This is a genomic window from Candidatus Cardinium hertigii (assembly GCF_003788695.1).
This window is the reverse complement of sequence record NZ_RARA01000022.1, coordinates 44307-61446: the sequence shown is the minus strand read 5'-3', so window position 1 is coordinate 61446 and position 17140 is coordinate 44307. Positions and strand designations below refer to the sequence as shown.

The following is a 17140-nucleotide window of genomic DNA, read 5'->3' as shown; positions in this document are numbered from 1 at the left end:
ATAATAAAAAATTGGGGACCAACCAAAGTTGACCCCCAATGCTAGCATATAAGTGTATCCGTTCACTCAATGGCGTCAACTTAAGGCAATTCATGATTAGCCTACCCTCCTATTCTACTTGGTTATCAATAATAGTTAAACCTTAAGTTGACGCCATTGTCCGTTCACTTGCGTGGCAGAAATGTTTTTAATTTAATTATTTCATTACTAAATTATTCGTTACTTTTTTTCTTGATAAAAAAAGTAATCAAAAAAATCAAGCGCTGGTGAACAAAGCTATTGAAAATTTCAGGCTGCAAGCTGAAAATCAGAACTCGCCCTATGGTTACTCAATGGATTTGGAAAGCTGGTAAGGCGCGCGAGGGTGAAGCGCACGCAGCATAGTAGAAACTATGCGAGTACGCTGAATCCCGAAGCGGAACGCAGTCAGCTTTTCAAAGACGAAGAGTAGGCTCAAACCAGGCTGATTTTCTACCAGCTTGCAGCCTAAAATTTTCTAGTCACACCTTTGTTCAAGGCGCGTTTTTTATGACTTGCATTATTACACTATTTATAATTGGTACGAACACGGATACGCATAGGGCCACATGACTGAACGGATACGCAGCTTTAACTCCTTCCTTTTATAGTTTCTGGAACTTTAACAGCCTCTTTAACCACTTCCTTTTTCTTCTTTTCCTCAATCACTACACCCTTTAACCTAATGTTATCGATATGCTTATAATTAGATGTTGACAATCCACTTACGGTGAAATATCTTTTGTATTCTATCTCTTTTTCTTTAATAGCAAGAACATCATCTATACGCATGGCCGATTCAAGAACAGATTTAATCGCATTACAATCAGTCTCCATAGCATCCCTAACCTTTCTGATATCAAATGTATTACCAGAATCCTTACGAATCTGATCGTAAGTAACAGATGGATCGTTTTGCTTTTCAAGCAATTTATCAACAAATGCATTAAACGCATCTCGAAATTTATTAGTAATTGATGTAGGCTTATATCCACTGCCCTCTTTTTTCACAATTGCATACTCGGCTTCTGAATCGATCACATTCTTAATGTAATCACATAACCTTTTACCGTCCTCCACATCTTTACTAAAAGCGATTTTTTTTACGCTAGGATTACTTCCCAGTTTCCTAGCAATTTTAGCACACACCCTCTGATTAAACGTTACGTTAGCGTTAGCGTTAGATACACTATCAAGTTTCTCTATATGCTCAATCGCTTGTTCCACTGGTAAACTACCTAAAGTAATTCCACACGCACCAACCATATTTTTATATAAATCCTCTAATACAGAGCCAGAACCAGCTTTACGAGCAACAGCACGAATACCATCAGCAACACTAGTACCAGCAGCAGTAGCAGTACGAATAGCATTAGCAATATTAACAATAGTAATAACATTATCACCAAGCGTATCACCAAGCGTATCAACAACAGCGCCAGCAACAGCGCCAGCAACAGCGTCAGCAACAGTATAAACAGCAGCATCAGCAGGAACAATAGCTGTTGTAATACGACTCACAACATGAGCCCGAACAGCCCTATAAGCATCATTAAAAACAGTATTAACAGCATCATTAACAGCAGCATCAGCAGCAGCAGAATCAGTAGCACGAACAACAGGATAAACAAAAGCACGAATAGCATGAACAACAACACGACGAACAGCAGTAGCTTCAACAACAGCTTCAACAGCAGCTTCAACAGCATTTTCAACAGCACGAACAGTAACAACAGCATGAGTAGCATTAATAGCAGCAACAGCATCACGAACAGTATCTTTAATAGCTTCATTATCAACAGCATTATAAGCAGCACGAACAGTAGCTTCAATAGCTCCAGTAGCAGCAGTAACAATAGCATTAACAATAATATTAATATTATCAGCATTATTGCCAGCACCAGCAGCAACAGCATTAGCAACAGCAGTAATAAGAGTATCAGTAGCTAGATTATATGCATTCCCGCCCATATTTGGGCCCATAACTGTAGCGCTGTTTTCTAAACTACTAGGTATAAGTGTATCTTTAAGCGCCTCCATATCCGGAACCACAAAAAGGTCATTTTCATCACCAGCTTGTGTAGGCAAATTTGCTATATGCTTACCCAAATACTCAGCAAACGCATCCTCTGATTCCTTAGCTTTGTTTAGCAAAGATTGGAAAGGCGGATCCTTTGTAATAAACCTAACCTTGTCAGCAGCATTACCATCTTCTAGCGAAAAGATATCTTTCTCTTTTACACCCGTAAATAGGGCAAAAAAGAGCTGACCGAATGTCAAATTCGTTGCTGTTTTTTTTGCCGCCATTCCTGGAGATGCAACAGTAACAGCCGTAGGATTTGCAGTATAATTTGCACTCCCCGTACTATTATCAATTTTTGCAATCTCCGGCATCATTATGTTCTTTTCCCCATTTACCTTCCAGCTATGCTTTATAGCCCATCCTCTTTTGCATGCTTGTTTTGCATCATCTAACGCCTGGCAGGCATCTTTATGCACTTTTAGCTTAACCCAGACCGGTCCAATGGCACCCTCCATTACCCCTTTTGCACGATCAGCATTGTTCATAAACTTAGCCATATTTGGCCCAGGAAGTATTTTAACTTCCTTTTTTCCAGCTTGAAAAGCTCTACCGCCTACAAAACGACCTTCCTTTTTTATATCATCCTGATAGAATTTTATGCACTTACTTAACAACTGTTCTATCTCAGGCACCCTGGCACCGTCCTCAGCCGCTTTTTCCATACCCTTATAAAGCTCATGAAGACCCTGATAGACTTTAGCAATCTCATTGACCGCCCTACCATATGCAACCTTACTGTGTAACTTTCCACCTGAAATACCTGATGCTCCGCTCTTAAAAGTAAATATATCGGTATTACCAAGCGCAGTAAAATTCTCGTTGTGTGGAGGATAAGCTTTCGAAGTGCCAAAACTTTTGAATAACGTTTCGACATTCGACTTGGTTTGATCTCCTTCAAAATCGATTTCTTCCATCACCATAGGTGCATGTTTCAAGTGATCTATCTGCGCAGCCAGTATAAGCTCTCTAAATATATCCCCAAATTTCTTTTTGTCTTCTCCTGTTCTGGGATTCTCAACTGAACTGCTTCTTCGAGTATCCGTAGGCCTTTCAGATAATTTTTCAGTAGTAGTACCGTCTTTTGGACAGCTACTAGACCCAAATACTACACCAGCCAAAAGAAAACTGGATAATGATGAGATGTTGTTTGTAATCTTTTTATAAACCATTTTCTATCAAATTTTATGTATAGTATTTTATATGTATTGGTTAATATCTATAATATTATTGTATGCACTATTGCGAATATTGTGGAAGTGTATCTAAAATCTGTATCCGTTCATCCAATGGCGTCAACTTATGGATAAAATCATCAATAATCTATAAAATATGGCTAGCCCGCAAGTGAACGGACAATGGCGTCAACTTAAGGTTTAGTTGTTATTGATAACCAAGTAGAATAGGAGGGTAGGCTAATCATGAATTGCCTTAAGTTGACGCCATTGAGTGAACGGATGCCATTGCTACCACGCAAGTGAAGGATACAAACTACCTTTACCTATATAATAAAAAATTGGGGACCCACCAAAGTTGATCCCCAATGCTAATATATAATTTAAAAGATAAAACAAACTAATACACTTAAGCAGTAGCTATAGAAGCTTTAATAGCCGCTTTTAACTACGCTGCCGGTGGAACTTCAGGAGCTTTAACAGTCTTTTCAATTACTTCATTTTTCTTCTTTTCCTCAACCACATCCTTAATTACTGGCACATTCCTTAACCTGATGTCATCGAGTCGCTTATAATTAGACGTTGACAATCCACTTACTTTGAAATATCTTGTGTAATCTACCTCTTTTTCTTTAATAGTAAGAACAGGATCTATACGCATAGCCGATTCAAGAACAGATTTAATCGCATTACAATCAGACTCCATAGCATCCCTAACCTTTTTGATATCAAATATTTTATCAAGAGGATTAGTATTAGGTACATCTCCACGAGTGTCCTCTTTAATCTTATCGTAAGTAATAGACTTATCGTCTTGCTTTTCAAGCAATCTATCAACAAAGTTTTTAAACTCAACTCGAAATTTATTAGTTATTGGTGTAGGCTTATATCCACCGTTCTCTTTCTTCACAATTGCACCATTGGCTTCTGCATTGATCAAAGTTTTCATGTGAGATAAAAATTGTTCACCTGAAGCAGGATCAACTGTATTATAAGCCAAATTATATAAGCTAGCAGTAGGACTCAGTATATTAGCAAGTTTAATACACACCTTCTGTTCAAACGATAGGTTATAATCCATCATTATACCAATTGCCGCTAGGCCTGTACGAAACGTTTCAATACCCACACCAGTATCTGTAGTAGCAGTATGATGATTATAATTAGACGCGCTGAAAATACGCTTCAATAATTGACCCACTATAGAGTTCGGATCTGACACAGGAAGAGTAACCCCAGCACCAGTAGTAGCATTAGCAGCAACATATGCTGTCCCACCTAGATTAGCGGGTATATTTTTAACAGCAATTTCTATATCTTTAGGTATAAGTCTATCTCTAAGCGACCCAATATCCGGAATCACAAAAATATCATCTACACTACCAGACTGGCTAGACAAATTTTCTATATGCTTACCCAAATATTCAGCAAACGCATCATCTCCTTTGTTAGCCGCCTCTAGTAAAGTTTGGAAGGTCGGATTCTTTGTAAAAAACTTAACCTTGTCTTTACTATTTTCTTCTAACCTAAAGATATCCCTATCTTTTACGCCCGTAAATAGGGCAAAAAAGAGCTGACCGAATGTCAATTTATCTGTTGTTTTTTTTGCCGCCATTCCTGAAGGTGCTTCTTGAATATTAGGAACAGGAGTAGCAGCATTATTATCAGGAAGTGGAATATAGCCGGCTGATTCAGTAGCACCATTCATAGTTACATTATTAATTCTTTTAATATGCGGCATATGTGTGTTCTTTTCCCCACTTACATTCCAGACAACAGGATTACCGGAAGGATCATTTTCTTCACCACCCTGTATAGTCGATCCCCTCTGCAATGCTTTTGAATTAACGACAAGTGAGTTCTGGCAAGCATTATTAGGAACTTTCAACTTAACCCAAACTGATTCAATAACACGAGGCATTATATCTCTTCCACGATTACTCTTTAGATTTGTCATAAACCTAGCCATGTGCCCCCCATCAAGTATTTTAACTTGCTTAGATGCAGACTGAAAAGCTCTACCGCCTACAAAAAGATCCTCTTTCATTATATTATTATTGTAAAATGTCTCAACTCTACTTAACAAGTGTTGTATCGCAGGCACCCTGGCACCATCCTTAGCCTGCTTTGTCATTTCTTCATAAAACTCATGAAGACCCTTATAGACTCTAGCAATCTCATTGACTGCCTCACCATATGCAGCCTTACTGCCCAATCTCCCACCTGAACCTGTTACTCCACTCTTAAAGGTAAATATATCGGCATTACCAAGCGCAGTAAAATATGTGTTGCGTGGAGGATAAGCTTGTGAAGTACCAAAACTTTTGAATAGCGCTTCTACATTCGACTTTCCTTGAGGCCCTTCAAAATCACTTTTCTCCATCACCATAGGTGCATGTTTCAAGTGATCTATCTGCGCAAGTTCTATAAGCACTGTAAATATATCCCCAAACTTCGTTTGGTCTTCTGGTGTTCTGGGAGGTAGCTTTGTTTCGCTTTCTTGAACCGGCTTAGGCGACGCATTTGTTTCTTCATCCTTACCCTTACCATCAGGAGTATCTTTTCCTGGACAGTTACTAGACCCAAATACTATACCAGCCAAAAGCAAACTGGATAATGATGGGATATTGTCTGTAATCTTTTTATAAACCATTTTCTATTAAATTTTATTTATTGCTCAATTTAAGCTAATTAACTATTAAACTGCAGCTACCGCACGGGCTCTCACCTCTTACAGGAGCGATAACGCATAACCATTACTTTTAACATTTACATTGCTATGCTAGCTGCCCTCCCATACCACATACCGCCCTGCCGTCCTGCCTTTTCTTTGCAGTATTACGAGCAACCTTACTACAACGCTATTACAATGATAGCATAAAAAAAAATACTATGCAAATTATTGCTGCATTTTTTGCTTTAAAAAATAGGCCGTATGGTTTCCCTCTATTTTAATAAGCTCCTCTGGCCTGCCGGTAAATACCACTTGCCCTCCTTGTTCTCCTCCACCAGGGCCTAAATCAATTAACCAATCTGCATGGCGCATTACATCTATATTGTGTTCAATGACGATAACGGTATGCCCCTGATTGACCAGTGCATGAATGGCTATTAATAATGTATGTACGTCATGCATATGGAGACCAGTGGTAGGTTCATCAAATATAAATAAAATAGGTTGGTCTACTAGCTGCTTCTCTAAATAATAGGCCAACTTAAGCCGCTGCCCCTCGCCGCCACTTAAAGAACTAACAGATTGTCCCAAAGGTACATACCCCAGCCCTACTTCTTGTAATAGCTTTAACTTATGACCTATGGGGCCGTGATCAGCAAAAAAAACCGATGCCTCCTCTACCGTCATATGCAATACTTCAGCCATGTGCTTTCCACCATAGGTTACTTCAAGTATTTCAGGCTTAAAACGACTTCCTCTGCAGCTTTCGCAGGGCAAATAAATATCTGCCATAAATTGCATTTCTATCTTCTGTTGCCCCTCCCCATGGCAACTCGCACACTGTCCCTTGTCTGAATTAAATGAAAAATGGCCTGCCCGATAGTTGCGCGACCGGGCTAACGGTGCTTGAACAAAAAGGTCTCTAATATAGTCGTAAATGCCTAAATAGGTAGCTGGGTTAGAACGGGAAGATTTACCCAATGGGCTTTGATTGACTAACTCTACGGCCTTAATAGCATGCAGGTCACCAGATAAGGTGGCCTCGGCTTTTTGCCCTGATGGGATCTGTACTTTCTCCAATGTGCTAGCAAAATGTTGTTCTAATGCAGGATAAAGCACTTCCTTGATCAAAGTGGATTTGCCTGATCCACTAACACCGGTAACCACGGTTAAAACATGCAACGGAATGGTTACGGTAACCTGCTTAAGATTATGCAGGCTTGCCTGCATAATAAGCAGGTGGTTGCGCCAGCTACGTCTATGGCTGGGTAGGGGTAACGTAGCTATGCCATTTATATATTGTGCCGTATGACTCCCCGTAGCTTGCAGCAATGCTGGAAAGCTTCCTTGAAAAACGAGGAACCCGCCCTTAGCACCTGCTTCGGGGCCTATTTCAATAAGGGAATCGGCTGCACGCATTACCAACTCTTCATGCTCTATTACGATTACGGTATTGCCCTGATTTTTTAAATCTAAGAGTATCTTCACCAGCTGAACGGTATCACGCGGATGTAGCCCAATGGTGGGTTCATCCAAAATATAGATGGTGCCAAAAAGGGGACTGCCCAATGCAGTAGCCAATTTAATTCTTTGATGCTCACCTCCAGATAGCGTAACTATAGGCCTACTTAGGGTTAAATACCCTAACCCTACCTCTGCTAAATAACGTAATCTGTTTTTAATTTCTGATAAAATTCTTTGGGCAATATGGGCCTCTCGTTCTGTAAGAGCTATATCATCAAAAAAAACAATCAGCTGATGAATGGGCATCCATAACAGATCGACAATGGAATGGTTGTGAATTTTAACATAATGTGCATCTGAACGCACACGCGTACCGCGACAAGCAGGGCATTGTATTTTGCCACGATAACGGGAGAGCAATACGCGATATTGAATTTTATCGGTTTGGGTGGAACAAAAATCGAAAAATGCATAAATACCTGCAAAATCACCACTACCTTGCCATAAAATTTTTTTTTGAGCGGCTGTTAAGCTGCTATAAGGGGTATGTATGGGAAAACGGGGCGTTGTACCCCCTCCCAAAAGGGGTGAAAACCATTTGCGCATGACTGGCCCATTCCAAGGCGCTATAGCACCTGCTACCAGGGAAAGCTCCGGGTTGGGCACAACTTTTTTTTCATCTATATGCACTATTTGCCCTGTGCCCTCACAGCTCTTACAAGCGCCATGCGGCGTATTAAAGCTGAAAAAATGCACCGTAGGCAGTTCAAATAGTATCCCATCTAATTCAAATCGATCCGAAAAGGTCTTCCGCCCTAGACCGACTAGGTCTACTACTGCAGTGCCCATTCCTTCAAAAAAAGCTACCTGAACAGAATCTGCTATCCTATATTTATATGGATGATCTTGCTCTTCCTTTTTGACCACAATGCGGTCTACCAACCCATACATGGGTTGATCTAGGTCCAACTGCTCCCTGCCCTCTAATAATGTTTCTATATCAAACAGCTTATTGCCTTGCATGATTCTGGTAAAACCTTTGCGCTGCTCTACCCTTAGCTTATCCATTATCTTCTCTTTATCTGCTATTACCATAGGATACAGTATCAATACCTTGGTTCCATGCTCTTGTTGATAGATGTAATCCACTACGTCAGAGACACTATCTTTTTTTACTTTTTGGCCACTGATGGGAGAATAGGTGGTACCTATACGGGCATACAGCAAATTGAGGTAATCACAAAGTTCTGTAACCGTACCTATGGTAGAACGCGGATTTTTATTGACTAGATGCTGCTGAATGGCAATAGCAGGCGCAAGGCCTCGAATAGAGTCGACAGGAGGCTTTTCTACCTTTCCTAAAAACTGCCGCGCATAGGCACTTAAGCTCTCTATATACATCCGCTGGGCTTCTACAAAAAGCGTATCTAAAATTAAAGATGATTTACCAGAGCCAGATAATCCGGTAACCACTACGAGCTGATTGCGTGGAATGGCTACACTCAAATTTTTAAGATTATGCATGCTAGCGCCTTTGATAATAATAAAGTCCTTTGGACTCAGTTTATCTAACATGGATGCTACCACTATGCTTTATTTTGTAAGGTTGCTATTTCTTGCTGTAATAGACTAGTCAATTCTATAATTTGTAGCAGTCAAATGTTTTAAACTACGCAAATAGTACGCAAATAAGATTGCAATAAAATGGCCGCACTCACTTTATCTATATTGGCTTTATTTTGCCTATCCTTTTTACGATAACCCGCTTGATATAGTCCCTGCGCCGCTAATTGAGAAGTAAAACGTTCATCTTGATAACATACACTTTGTTGTGGAAATGCATTTTTCAATTTGGCGCCCACGCGTTCCATTACTTTGCTCATTTCAGAAGGCTTACCATCTAAGCCTTGGGGCATACCTATCACAAAGATGGAAACGATTTCTTTTTGTAAATACTGCTTTAAAAAAAAGAACAATGTATGGCTAGCTATAGTAGTTAAAGGGGTGGCAATAATTTGCAATGGGTCTGTTACGGCAATACCCACTCGTTTGAGGCCATAATCTATGGCCATAATCCTACACATACACAACTTTTCTTCTCCTACCATATGCTTACAAGCATGCTTACACTAAAAATTACTATTTTTTTTACTGCATAATTGGGTAACATTTGTTAATAATCTTAATAATCTTAATAATCTTTTAAAGCTGCTAACGCTTGCTGTGATAAGCCAGTACATGCCATGATGTCATCTATAGGGATACCTTTTATTAACATTAATTTGGCTACCGCTCTTATAGCCTCAACTTTACCTTCCGCTTTACCTTCCGCTTTACCTTCCGCTTTACCTCTAGCCTCCCCTCTAGCCTCCCCTCTAGCCTCCCCTCTAGCCTCCCCTCTCGCCTCCCCTCTAGCCTCCCCTCTAGCCTCCCCTCTAGCTTCAGCTTCTATCGCTCTAGCTTCAGCTTCTATCGCTCTGGCTTCGGCTGCTATCATTTCTTGTTTGAATTGTTTATTCTTATAATCTTCAACAGCCCTATTGTCCATGACACGCTTTATCTCCTGATCATAAGTCAACAGCTCCAATTCTGTCCAGTTATACTGATTAAGTTCCTCATAAGCGCGCTCTATTACTGCATCAGAACCTATCATTTTCCGTAAATCAGCTTCACTGGTTTCATCTGCATGCTTAAAGAAATAACACCATTTTTCAACTAAGTTGGTAAGTAAACTTATATCCGTAATTTTAAACTTAGGCAATTCTATAAACGTAAAAGAAAAATCTTTTAAATCATGTGCATAGCTATATCGATCTAAAATAATATGATCTGATTTGTAAAAAACCTTATCTTTAAATATAATATTATCGATAATAGCTATAAATATTACTGCTTTTAGATCAACATACCTCGCGCCTTCTTCCTTGCCTTTATTTAGCTGACGGGAATACGCTTTAGCTGCATAATACTGGGCACGCTTCTCAAAACCCTCTTGGGGGGATACCTGCATCTCTACTATGATCTGTGTGCCATCTTCGTTTTTACACAAAACATCTACTATACTTTGTTTTTTAGAGGCAATCTCTGGGTCTTGAATGGTAGATAGAAAAGTTACTTCTTTGATGATATCTGTTCCTTTTAACTCCAATATATCATTAATAAAATGGATAAGAATATCCTTATTCTTTTCACTACCAAATATTCTACGAAATGCAATATCGTTTTTAGGATCTAAAAATTTTGAAATAGGCATAATAGTTACATTAACAATGTTAGATTACATGCATACTTAACATAAATCTAAATGAATTTAATATTTCTGAATGAGTTAACCAAGTGAAACTATCACGCATCACATGGGTTGTACCAAACCTTATGCTGAACAAAAAATAACACTAGAAAAATAGAAAAATTATACGCTCGATCTGTTGCAACGGCCTCTATAATATATAATATAATATAAAACGCACGTAAGATTAGGAAATAATCGTAAAAAAGGCTAACATGCTTTACGTATTCTTAACTTATTCCCTTAACTTATTCCCTTATATTATTGCATTCAATCTTTTTTGTATTTTCTGTGTTGCATAAAAAGCTTTTTTTACTGGATGGCCTATCGCTCATTTATAGAGCCCATTTTGCCTTTGATAAAGCAGCCATTACGACCGCCCATGGCGTTAAAACAGGAGCTATACTAGGTTTCGTACAAACATTGGTAGCCGTTCTTCAAAAAGAAGTACCCACCCATCTAGTAGTTGCTTTTGATTCAAAAGAAAAAAATTTCCGGCATGCACTATTTCCAGCTTATAAATCGCACCGGCAAACCCAACCAGAAGATATCTCCATAGCCATTTCCTATATCAAAAATATCCTGGATGCGTTTGGTATTGCAGTGGTGGAATGCATCGGATACGAAGCAGATGATCTACTGGGTACATTGGCAAAAAAAGCGGCATCTATAGGATTTACCAGCTATATTATGTCTACAGACAAAGACTTAGCTCAAATAGTGCAGGATAATATCTACCTCTATAAACCTGGTAGCAACGGCCAAAAAGAGATCGTACTAGGTAAAAAGGAAATTTTAGCGCAATGGCATATCACTAGACCAGAGCAAGTATGCGATATTTTAGCCCTACAAGGAGATGCCAGTGACTTTATTCCTGGTATTCCCTCTATTGGAAAAAAAACAGCTCAAAAGCTTATACAAACATTTGACAATCTAGAAAATCTATTGAAAAATAGCCATCAGCTAACGGGCAAATTGAAAGAAAAGGTTATACAATACGCTAGCCAAGGTATACTGTCTAAACAACTCGCTACCATTTGTACAGATGTACCGATAACGCTAGACCTAGAAAAGTGTAGCTACCACGGTCCCAATAGGGAAAAATTAGAGCCTTTATTAACTACACTGGAATTTAGGCAATTAAAAAAAAGGTTACTGGGACTAACAACAGATCTACCTATCCAAAAGCCCCCAGTTAACCATTTATTATAGCCAATGGGAATAATACATATAGCCTGCAAAACAAAGTCAAAAATATTCGTTCACTTGCGTGGCAGAAATGTTTTTAATATTAATTACTAAATCACTTATTACTTTTTTTAGTAAATTGCAAATATTACAGGTCTGTCACAGACACTTATATGGTTACTTTTAAAGTATATATGTGAATGATAACGTAAGTATACATGTGAATGGATAGTGTAAATTTTATATCATTGTACCGAAACGGTACCATTGGAATGGTATATTGGCTTATGTAAACGATCAATAATCCATACCTTATAAAACAAAATTTTCAATTATGTTGCTAACACAGAACAATTTTTTACAGCGTTTCTTATCTGGTCTCTTTTTTACGCCTGTTGTTATTTTTGCCATTTTTTGGTCACCATGGACCTATTTTTTCCTATTTTTTTATGTAATGGGGCTTTCTATGTTAGAATTTTACAAACTTATTAAGCAAGCTCATGTAGCTCCTATGCGTATATATGGCATTGGGCTCGGTCTATTGTGCTATACGATAACCTTTACCTATTATTTGCAGCATGATTTTTCTTCAATAATAGGCTATTGTGCTATGCCACTCATCGCCTTAATCTATATAGCCGCTCTCTATAGCCGCAAGCCTACAAATCCTTTCTTAGATATAGCAGCTACTTTTTTGGGTATTGTTTATATTGCGTTGCCCTGTAGTATATTGCATGGCTTAGCTTTTTTTAATGGAAGTTACTCATACCAATTAATATTAGGATTACTTCTGATTGTTTGGAGCCAGGATGTGGGAGCCTATCTAGTAGGATCAACGATCGGAAAAATTAAACTTTTCGAACGTATCTCTCCCCAAAAAACATGGGAAGGTGTAGGGGGCGGGGCTTTATTTGCCATAGTGGTTAGCTATATGGTTGCATATTTTCTTACTATTATACCGCTATGGCAATGGCTCTCGATCGCGGTAATCACCATTTTTACAGGCAGCTATGGAGACTTAGTGGCCTCGCTGCTCAAAAGAAGTGTGGATGCTAAAAATTCTAGTGAAATGATTCCAGGACATGGCGGAATTTTGGATAAAATTGATAGCCTGCTGCTAACCATTCCTGCCGTAGTAACATTTTTGAAAATCAGTAAATTATGTGGATAAACGCAACACTTTCTATTATAGATTTTAATTCTTTATAATTAATGAAAATACATAAAGAAGGCAAAGGAATTTTACTATGGACGCCTGTTGTGCTATTACTTATTTATTATAGTATTCATACCAAAGCGGCATTCAGTTACTACCAATCTATAGGCGTCGCCGTAGTGAGTGCTGCCTTTTATTTTTGGCTAATCTATTTTTTTAGGGACCCCTATCGTATTATTCATCTAAAAGATCAATATATATTGGGACCAGCAGATGGTAAGGTACTTAGCATTCAGACCATATATGAAGGGGAATACCTACGAGAGGATCGGTTGAAAATCAGCATATTTATGTCTCCCTTTAACGTACATGTCAATCGATTCCCTATGTCAGGAAAGATTGTTTTTTTTAAATATCACCCCGGAAAGCATTTAGTTGCCTTCCATCCAAAAGCCAGTACGCATAATGAAAGAACTACTGTTGTAATTGAAAATGACGAGGGACAACAAATTCTTTTTAAACAAATAGCGGGTTTTATAGCACGTCGCATTAAGTTTTATTTTAAAGAAGGGGATGAAGTTCAACAGGGTGAAAAATGTGGTTTTATTAAATTCGGCTCAAGGATGGAAGTCTATGTACCCTTAGATGCGGATATTAAAGTAGCGGTGGGGGATAAAGTAAAAGGAGGTATTACGGTTTTAGCCAAAATATAGCTTGTATGCGTAGCTCCGTAACGGTTCGCTTTGCCCCTAGCCCAACAGGTGCCTTGCATATGGGTAGTATAAGAACCGCTCTCTATAATTATCTTTTGGCAAAAAAAGAGGGAGGACTATTTATATTGCGTATCGAAGATACCGACCAAAAACGGTTTGTCCCTAGTGCAGAACAATATATTTTAGAAAGTTTGCGTTGGCTAGGCATTTTCCCAGATGAAAGTCCAACGCAAGGAAATGGATTTAGCTCTTATAAACAGTCTGAACGCATGGATATCTATAAGCAGTATCTCCAGCCCTTATTAGATAGCGGACATGCCTATNCGAAGCCATGCGTGAACGTCTTAAGGCGGCAAAAATAGTTAGCCCCCAATATAATGCCGTAAGTCGCGCAGGTATGAAAAATGGGCTGACGATGCCTGTAGAGCAGGTACAAGAATGGATAAGGACAGGTAAACCCTATGTTGTTCGTCTAAAAATGCCACATAAAACAGAGATCCGTTTCCACGACGTGATTCGTGGTTGGGTAAAAGTAAATACTTCCGTTTTGGATGATAAAGTGTTGATGAAATCTGATGGCCTCCCTACCTACCATTTTGCCAATGTAGTAGACGACTATCTAATGAAGATCACCCATGTAATCCGTGGAGAAGAATGGCTACCCTCCACTCCCATGCATGTACTACTATACCGCTACTTAGGTTGGACGGACTATATGCCCCAATTTATACATCTACCGCTATTATTAGCCCCAAATGGAAAAGGGAAATTAAGTAAACGTCATGCCCATGAATATGGGTTTCCTGCATTCCCTATTGCTTGGCATGCTCCAGATCTTACCGTTAGCAACGGATTTAGAGAACAAGGATATCTGCCGGAAGCATTATTAAACTTCCTTGCTTTGTTGGGATGGAATCCAGGCACAAACCAAGAAATATTTACTAAAGAAGAATTGATAGCAGCTTTTTCGCTAGAACGACTAGGGAAATCTGCTGCTGTGTTTGATATAGCTAAAGCCAACTGGTTTAACCAGCAACATATTAAAAAGCTAACGAAAACTGTTTGGGCCAGCTATTTTATAGCAGAAGCTGCCAAAGATCATATACAGTGTAGCGAAAAAGAGGCAATGGCCATTTGTACGCTTGTAAAAGACAGTATTACTTTTCCACAAGATTTCTGGGCAGAAGGTAGTTATTTCTTATGTGATCCGATTGGCTATAACTCAGATTTTTTACAAAAAAAGTGGAACCCACACAGCAAATCGGTAATGCTTTGCTTCACAAATAGCCTTCTTGCCCTAACCGAATGGAATCAGCATAACCTTAAACAGCTGCTTCAAGAAGCGGTATACACGCACCATAGCACAATGGGTAGCATAATGCCACTATTGCGCATTGTGCTTACAGGGCGCACGACTGGGCCAGATCTTATGGAAATTATAGTATTATTGGGTAAGGATACTACCCATAAAAGACTCACTACTTTTTTAGAAAAAGTGAAAACATAACCCCATGTGCATTTGCATAGTAGCCTATCTGCTTTCTGCTTTACCCCTGCGTTTATTATATCTTATTTCAGACCTATTGTTTATAGTTATTTACTACTTAGTAGGTTATAGGAAAAAAATAGTAGCGCAAAACTTACAAAATGCCTTTGCTACGAAAACAGCTCAAGAACACAAGCAAATAGCAAAGGCTTTTTACCAATATCTATGTGATCTATTTGTAGAACATATCAAAGCTTTAACCATAACTCCACAGGAACTCTTGCAACACGTTACCGTTAGCAATAGGGAAATATTAGAAAATAAACAAGGAAAATCCATTCTACTCGTTTCTGGCCATTTTGGCAATTGGGAATGGATCGCCCATGCACTTGCGCTACAAACATTTTATACGATATGTGCAGGCTATCAGCCATTGCATCATAAAGGCATAGACCAGCTAGTAATGCGTTTAAGAACACGTTTTCAACGAAAAGCAATACAAAATATTGCCTTATTAAAGTATATGCTAACGTATCAAGGACCTCCCCAGGCCATAGCATGGCTAATAGACCAAGCACCCCTGCGCAAAGAACATGGCTATTGGACTACTTTTTTAGCCCAGCCGACGGCTGTTTCCCTAACGATTGCTAGGCTAGCACAAAAGTGTAACCTACCTATTTTTTATGTGCAAATACATCAAATGCAACGAGGGCAATACCAAGCAAAACTCATTTTACTTACAAAAGATCCGGCTAGCCTATCTGTAGAAGAAATTGCAGAACTATATACCAGAAGATTAGAAAAGGATATTTTAGAAAATCCAGCTCTTTGGCTTTGGTCCCATAGAAGATGGAAATAGGATTCTTTATTACTTTTTTATCAAGCAAAAAAGTAATATAAAAATATTGTAAGTATCCGTTCACTCAATGGCGTCAACTTAAGGGAATTCATGATTAGCAGACCCTCCTAAAGACATGATGCCGTTTAGGTTTATCCACCTTGTCACGACTATATAATCGTCCGGGTCGAATTTTTACTTTAGCTCGTATGCACACTCTATCAAAGAGTTTCTGAAAGCTTTTAGTTGAGCACTTCCCAATCAGCACTTGATGCATTTTTTGACGCATCACACCAAACAAAACTGAAAAATTCAAACGATACTCATATTTGCTCTGGTTTCCAAGGACCTTGAGTATCACACATATGCAGTGCCAATAAATTACACATTACTAAATGAGCCCAAAATTCCTGTAATACAGCTTCTAAATATATACCAGAAAAATTCTCTAGTTCTGCACTTATCTTTAATCGTTTATAACACTCTTCTATATGCCACCTCAAAGCATAAACTTTACTAATGCTTTCCAGCGTAAATTGTGCTCTGTCAAAAAGTGAAGTAACCAAAACTTCTCTTTTGCCATTNATTAGATAGTTGATTATTAATGTTTTTCAATAACCTCTCTAGTGCCTTCTTCTTTGTAAGGACAGTCCTAAATCTGCTTAATACACTATGGTCGGGAACCGAACTGTCCATCGAAATACCACAAAATCTGCTAAAAGTTATACGATCGTTTACTTCTTCTTCTACTTGATAGTCACTCAGTCCATACCATGTCTGAAGTAAGAGCATTTTAAATAAAAGTAGGGGACTATAGGCGGGTTTGCCTGATAAACGTAAGCTTTTAGGATAATAAAGGCGAAGTTCTTTTTCAACCGATAACCAATCAATTATATTGGTTATTTGATCAAAAAAGATATGTTTACATTTACGTTTACTTGCTGAAATATCTGCTAAACTTAATTGACCACTTGATTGGATTGCCATAACTATACATTAGTAATAATTCTAAAAAATTAAACCTTAAAAACTTAAGTTAAGTTAACGATTTTCTGAATA

9 protein-coding genes and 3 pseudogenes are annotated in these 17140 nt (G+C 38.6%); 5 read left to right on the top strand and 7 right to left on the bottom strand.

Features of this window, described 5'->3' with window-relative positions; genetic code table 11:
- Nucleotides 1-609: 609 nt before the first annotated feature.
- The 5 genes from EDM02_RS02045 to EDM02_RS02025 form a co-directional block, all read right to left on the bottom strand.
- A complete protein-coding gene (locus tag EDM02_RS02045) occupies nucleotides 610-3270 on the bottom strand; it encodes a hypothetical protein (protein WP_123662667.1) in 2661 nt (886 codons plus the stop codon).
- 451 nt (nucleotides 3271-3721) lie between these two features.
- Nucleotides 3722-5926, bottom strand: coding sequence for a hypothetical protein (locus tag EDM02_RS02040; protein ID WP_123662665.1), 2205 nt, complete (start codon nucleotides 5924-5926; stop codon nucleotides 3722-3724).
- 246 nt (nucleotides 5927-6172) lie between these two features.
- Nucleotides 6173-8986 (bottom strand): excinuclease ABC subunit UvrA, encoded by a 2814-nt coding sequence (gene uvrA, locus EDM02_RS02035; RefSeq protein ID WP_184891092.1) that lies wholly within the window; start codon nucleotides 8984-8986, stop codon nucleotides 6173-6175.
- Between the two features lie 89 nt (nucleotides 8987-9075).
- On the bottom strand, nucleotides 9076-9519 hold the full coding sequence (gene ruvX, locus EDM02_RS02030; protein ID WP_260215015.1) for a Holliday junction resolvase RuvX: 444 nt from the start codon (nucleotides 9517-9519) through the stop codon (nucleotides 9076-9078).
- A gap of 83 nt (nucleotides 9520-9602) precedes the next feature.
- Nucleotides 9603-10664, bottom strand: a complete 1062-nt coding sequence (locus EDM02_RS02025) for an Rpn family recombination-promoting nuclease/putative transposase (RefSeq protein ID WP_123662661.1) — start codon at nucleotides 10662-10664, stop codon at nucleotides 9603-9605.
- 327 nt (nucleotides 10665-10991) lie between these two features.
- On the opposite strand from EDM02_RS02025, the gene EDM02_RS02020 reads away from it, so the two are divergent.
- The 5 genes and pseudogenes from EDM02_RS02020 to EDM02_RS02000 all read left to right on the top strand — a co-directional run bounded on the left by EDM02_RS02020 (nucleotide 10992) and on the right by EDM02_RS02000 (nucleotide 16102).
- Nucleotides 10992-11912 carry a 5'-3' exonuclease gene (locus EDM02_RS02020; protein ID WP_123662657.1) on the top strand — a complete coding sequence of 307 codons (921 nt, stop codon included), beginning with the start codon at nucleotides 10992-10994 and terminating at the stop codon, nucleotides 11910-11912.
- A gap of 310 nt (nucleotides 11913-12222) precedes the next feature.
- The gene (locus tag EDM02_RS02015) at nucleotides 12223-13059 is read left to right on the top strand and encodes a phosphatidate cytidylyltransferase (protein ID WP_123662655.1); all 837 of its coding nucleotides are present in this window, start codon (nucleotides 12223-12225) and stop codon (nucleotides 13057-13059) included.
- A gap of 41 nt (nucleotides 13060-13100) precedes the next feature.
- Nucleotides 13101-13757: a phosphatidylserine decarboxylase family protein gene (locus EDM02_RS02010; RefSeq protein ID WP_123662653.1), complete on the top strand. Its 657-nt coding sequence runs from the start codon at nucleotides 13101-13103 to the stop codon at nucleotides 13755-13757.
- 5 nt (nucleotides 13758-13762) lie between these two features.
- Nucleotides 13763-15264: pseudogene (gene gltX / locus EDM02_RS02005) on the top strand (glutamate--tRNA ligase).
- Between the two features lie 4 nt (nucleotides 15265-15268).
- The gene (locus EDM02_RS02000; protein ID WP_123662651.1) at nucleotides 15269-16102 is read left to right on the top strand and encodes a lysophospholipid acyltransferase family protein; all 834 of its coding nucleotides are present in this window, start codon (nucleotides 15269-15271) and stop codon (nucleotides 16100-16102) included.
- Between the two features lie 94 nt (nucleotides 16103-16196).
- Here the strand turns inward: EDM02_RS02000 and EDM02_RS01995 are convergent.
- A pseudogene (locus EDM02_RS01995) lies at nucleotides 16197-16674 on the bottom strand (IS4-like element ISWosp8 family transposase); the annotation flags it as partial.
- Nucleotides 16667-17068, bottom strand: a pseudogene (locus tag EDM02_RS01990) (transposase); the annotation flags it as partial. The pseudogenes EDM02_RS01990 and EDM02_RS01995, both read right to left, overlap by 8 nt.
- Nucleotides 17069-17140: the final 72 nt, after the last annotated feature.